Source organism: Allobosea sp. CER48 (assembly GCF_044752385.1).
Taxonomy (GTDB): domain Bacteria; phylum Pseudomonadota; class Alphaproteobacteria; order Rhizobiales; family Beijerinckiaceae; genus Allobosea.
Genome location: NZ_JBIWYK010000323.1, coordinates 1 through 3,727, shown reverse-complemented (window position 1 = coordinate 3,727; position 3,727 = coordinate 1). Strand labels below are relative to the sequence as shown.

The following is a 3,727-nucleotide window of genomic DNA, read 5'->3' as shown; positions in this document are numbered from 1 at the left end:
CGCGCCGAGCGTCGGCCAGCCGGCGGCTCAGGCCGCGGCGCTGCCGAACGGCGCCACCGCGATCAACGAGACCTATGGCGACTGGACGGTCGATTGCCGGATCAATGCCGGCCAGCGGCTCTGCGTCCTCCTGCAATCCCAGGGCAACAGCCAGACGGGCCAGCGGGTCTTTGCCATCGAGCTGCGCACGCCGAAGGACGGCCGGGCCGAGGGCACGATCCTGTTCCCCTTCGGCATGAAGCTGGAGAACGGCGCGGTGCTGCGGCTCGATGACAAGGATCTCGGGCAAGGCCTGCGCTTCTCGACCTGCATGGCGCAGGGCTGCCTGCTGCCGATCTCGTTCCCGACGGTTGCGACCGACGCGATGAAGGCCGGAAAGGCACTGACGGTGGCGGCGCTCAACCTGTCGAACAACGAACCGGTGTCCTTCAACGTCTCGCTGACCGGCTTCGGCGCTGCCTTCGACCGCATCGCCCAGATCGACAAGTAGCCGGCAATTCCGCTGCAAGGGCAGCGTTTGGCGATTTTCGCCTGCGAGCATCCGTGTCGTAGCGGAAGTCGCCAAAGCATCCCGCCAGGGCACAGAAATTTGGCTCGTTCTGCCAGTGCTTCCGTGCATGATCGGAGGCACTGGGGAGTTCGGGCCAAAAACGATGACAAACGATCCGCGCCTGCCGTTTCTGGCCGAACTGGAGAGGAAGATCCTCTGGCTGGCCTCGTGGACGATCCACAACGCCAACCACATCCGGCCGAACGAGGACGGCATGAAGGTGGGCGGGCACCAGGCCTCCTCGGCCTCGCTCGCCACGATCATGACGGCGCTCTACATGGCCGCCCTCAAGCCGCAGGACCGCGTCGCGGTGAAGCCGCACGCCTCGCCGATCTTCCACGCCATCAACTATCTGATGGGCCTGCAGACGCGCGAGAAGCTCGAGAATTTTCGGGGCTACAAGGGCGCGCAGAGCTATCCGTCCCGGACGAAGGACATCGACGATGTCGACTTCTCGACGGGCTCGGTCGGCCTCGGTGTCGCGCAGACGCTCTTCTCCTCGCTGACGCAGGATTACGTGAAGGCGCATGGCTGGGCGAAGGACCGCCCGGAAGGCCGCATGGTTTCGCTCATCGGCGACGCCGAGCTCGACGAAGGCAACATCTTCGAGGCCCTGATGGAGGGCTGGAAGCACGGTGTCCGCAATACGTGGTGGATCATCGACTACAACCGCCAGTCGCTCGACGCCGTCATTCGCGAGGGATTGTACGACCGCTTCGAGACGATGTTCCGCAATTTCGGCTGGGATGTCGTGACGCTGAAATACGGCTCTCTGCAGCAGGCCGCTTTCAAGGAGAAAGGCGGCGAGCGGCTGAAGGCCTGGATCGATTCCTGCCCGAACCAGCTCTATTCGGCGCTGACCTTCCAGGGCGGCGCGGCCTGGCGCAAGCGCCTGATGGACGATCTCGGCGACCAGGGCCCGGTGACGAAGCTGATCGAGAGCCGCTCCGACGCCGAGCTTTCCAGGCTGATGTGCAATCTCGGCGGCCACGACCTGCCGTCGATCCTCGAAGCCTTCGAGAGCATCGACCATGATCGGCCGGTCTGCTTCCTCGCCTATACCGTGAAGGGCTTCGGCCTGCCGATCGCCGGGCACAAGGACAACCATGCCGGGCTGATGACCAGGGAGCAGCTCGACGGCTTCCGCAAGGCCAACAATATCCGGCCCGGCCATGAATGGGACCTGTTCGAGGGGCTCGGCCTGCCCGAGAGCGAGATCCAGGGCTTCCTCGACAAGGTGCCGTTCTTCTCGCAGGGGCGTCGGCGCTTCTCGGCGGCCAAACTGCCGGTGCCGGCGAAGCTGGAGGCCGGCATCCAGCCGTCGATGTCCACCCAGATGGGCTTCGGCAAGGTGCTGGACGAACTGGCCAAGGGCGGCGGCGCGCTGGCCGAGCGCATCGTCACGACGGCGCCTGACGTTACCGTCTCGACCAATCTCGGTCCCTGGGTGAACCGCCGCGGCCTGTTCGCCCGGGCCTCGATGGCCGACACCTTCAAGGACGAGCGCATACCCTCGATGCAGAAGTGGGAATTCTCGCCGAAGGGCCAGCATATCGAACTCGGCATCGCCGAGATGAACCTGTTCATCAACCTGTCGGCGCTCGGGCTGTCGCATTCGATCTTCGGCGAGCGTCTGATCCCGATCGGTACGCTCTACGACCCCTTCATCTCGCGCGGCCTCGATGCGCTGAACTACGCCTGCTACCAGGATGCGCGCTTCATGCTGGTGGCGACGCCGTCGGGCGTGACGCTGGCGCCGGAGGGTGGCGCCCACCAGTCGATCGCGACGCCGCTGATCGGCATGAGCCAGGACGGGCTCTGTGCCTTCGAGCCTGCCTTCGTCGACGAGCTCGCCGTGATGATGCGCTGGTCCTTCGACTACATGCAGCGCGACGGCGAGGGCGATCCCGACGAGCGGACCTGGCTGCGCGACGAGACCGGCGGTTCGGTCTATCTGCGCCTCTCGACGCGGCAGGTCGAGCAGCCCGGCCGGGCCATGACGCCCGAGCTCGAACGCGACATCATCGACGGTGCCTACTGGTTGCGGAAGCCCGGCCCGAATGCCTCGGTCGTGATCGCCTATACCGGAGCCGTGGCACCCGAAGCGATCGAGGCGGTGGGGCTTCTGGGCGAGGATCGGCGCGATGTCGGCCTTCTCGCCATCACCTCGGCCGACCGGCTCAATGCGGGCTGGCAGGCCGCCGAGCGGGCACGCCAGCGCGGCAACCATGCAGCCAGCAGCCATATCGAGCGGCTGCTCGGCGAGCTCTCACGCGATTGCGGGATCGTTTCGGTGCTCGACGGGCACCCGGCGACGCTCGCCTGGCTGGGCAGCGTCCATGGCCACAGGCAGAAGGCGCTCGGCGTCGAGCATTTCGGGCAGACCGGCACCGTCGCCGACCTCTACCGCCACTTCGGCATCGACGCGAACGCGATCGTGCACGCTGCCAATGCCGCTGCACCGGGGCGCCCGGTGCGCTACCTCAAGGCCTTGCCGTAACAGGGCAAGCAAAACCCGGGTCCCGCCAAGCGCGCCCCGGGTCGTTGGCTGCAAAGATCGATACTGCGCCGGCCGCTCAGAACCGCGGCGTCGAGAAGGTGTTGGCGAACGGGTTCGCGCCCGCGCCGATCCGGGCAGGGAGCGTGCCTTCGCCGTAGAGTTCGCCAGTGCTGGCATAGACCGGGGAAGCATAGCTGTGCTGGCTGGCATAGCGGTTCAGCGAACCGACCGGGACGACGTTGCCGGCATCGAAATAGCTGCGCTTCTGAACGATGACGCGCAGCGGGCCGCGCCGGCTCTGGGCTTCCGCGATCGTGGCCAGGACGGTCGATGCCGCCATGGCGATGGTGAGGACGGTGGCAACACGCTTGATCGACATCATGGCGACAAACTCCGGGAGTGGACGCACCCACTCGATGTAGGCATCAGAAACCCGGCGGGAAGAGTACCTCACCGTCGTTAACAACTTTGTTAGCGTGCTGCGTTTTCCGCAAGAGCTCAAAGCCTGCGAGGGACGGGCTTGGGGAGCGGCTTGCGGCGCTCCGGTGGCGTCCGGATGACCTCGGCGCCTGCTCCCGCGGATTGCAGTGCCGGTGCGGCGCCATCGGCATCGAGCCAGGATGTCTTGTGACCGGGAGCCGGTGTTCGGGACGGCCTGCAACCGGCCGGCCCAACGG

General features: G+C 66.2%; 3 protein-coding genes. 2 read left to right on the top strand and 1 reads right to left on the bottom strand.

Annotated features, from left to right (window positions below; genetic code table 11):
- The coding region (locus tag ACIPIA_RS12090; RefSeq protein ID WP_400509807.1) for an invasion associated locus B family protein at positions 1–490 on the top strand (490 nt) is incomplete at its 5' end.
- A 163-nt stretch (positions 491–653) separates the two neighbouring features.
- On the top strand, positions 654–3,050 hold the full coding sequence (locus ACIPIA_RS12085; protein WP_400509805.1) for a transketolase-like TK C-terminal-containing protein: 2,397 nt from the start codon (positions 654–656) through the stop codon (positions 3,048–3,050).
- A 76-nt stretch (positions 3,051–3,126) separates the two neighbouring features.
- Here the strand turns inward: ACIPIA_RS12085 and ACIPIA_RS12080 are convergent, their stop codons facing one another.
- Positions 3,127–3,432, bottom strand: coding sequence for a hypothetical protein (locus ACIPIA_RS12080; protein WP_400509803.1), 306 nt, complete (start codon positions 3,430–3,432; stop codon positions 3,127–3,129).
- Between the last annotated feature and the right edge of the window lie 295 nt (positions 3,433–3,727).